The following is an 868-nucleotide window of genomic DNA, read 5'->3' on the forward strand; positions in this document are numbered from 1 at the left end:
CTTCTATCAAGTATTTAATGTAGGCGATTTCGTAAGCTTCTATTCCTAATATTTCTCCTGTTTGTTGTTCTCTTTCTTGCATTTTTTTTATGAAATTTTCATCCCATCCTTTATTTAATGGAGAGTATATTTTTAGTTTTTGTCCATTTTCAATATAATATTGATAAAATTTTGCCCATGTTATTTCTTCAAATGATGAAAAATTAATGTACTTGTATTTTTTGTCATCTTTGAAATTTATTCCAGTAATAAAATAGTATTTCACAGCCTTTCTTAAAGGCATATCATGATAAATTCCAGGTCCTGAAAATCCCACATCATAAGCATGAGGATCTGTTACCTCTGGTTCTTCTTCATCATCTAAAGCAATAGGGACGCCATAAATATCCTCCTCCACCAGTATTCCTTCTAACTCATAAGTTCTACCTTCGTCATCATCACAATCCATAAATAAAAATACCCCTTGACCATAAGGATCATACCAACGAATTGGTAAGATATTTTTGATATTTGGAAGGTGAGGAAAAATATACTTAGTACGAATTTCTGAAATATTCTCTAAAACTGTTATTGCTTCATTTATAAAACCAATTTCTGGTTTACTAATAAAAACACTACCATATCCATAAAAATCCAATCCATTACCGCCCCATACTTTCAATGCATAATAGATCATATCAGGTAACTTAAAGCCTATTCTTTCTTCAATTTTTTGAATATCTCTTTCATTTCCAGAGATCGCAATATTCTTAGTAATACTATCTGTTTGTTTTAAAAACTCAATTACTGATTCGTAGAATTTCAAATACTTATTCATCATATTCATTTTACTTTAACACTGTGAAATAATGTTCCATAATCATAAGTC

The 868-nt window shown here is 29.5% G+C and carries 1 protein-coding gene; it reads right to left on the reverse strand.

Annotated features, from left to right (window positions below):
* On the reverse strand, nt 1–820 hold an 820-nt coding region (locus tag HHU12_RS34170; protein WP_169661183.1), incomplete at its 3' end, for an SMI1/KNR4 family protein.
* Nucleotides 821–868: the final 48 nt, after the last annotated feature.

The organism is Flammeovirga aprica JL-4 (assembly GCF_012844305.1).
In the GTDB taxonomy this organism is placed as follows: domain Bacteria; phylum Bacteroidota; class Bacteroidia; order Cytophagales; family Flammeovirgaceae; genus Flammeovirga; species Flammeovirga aprica.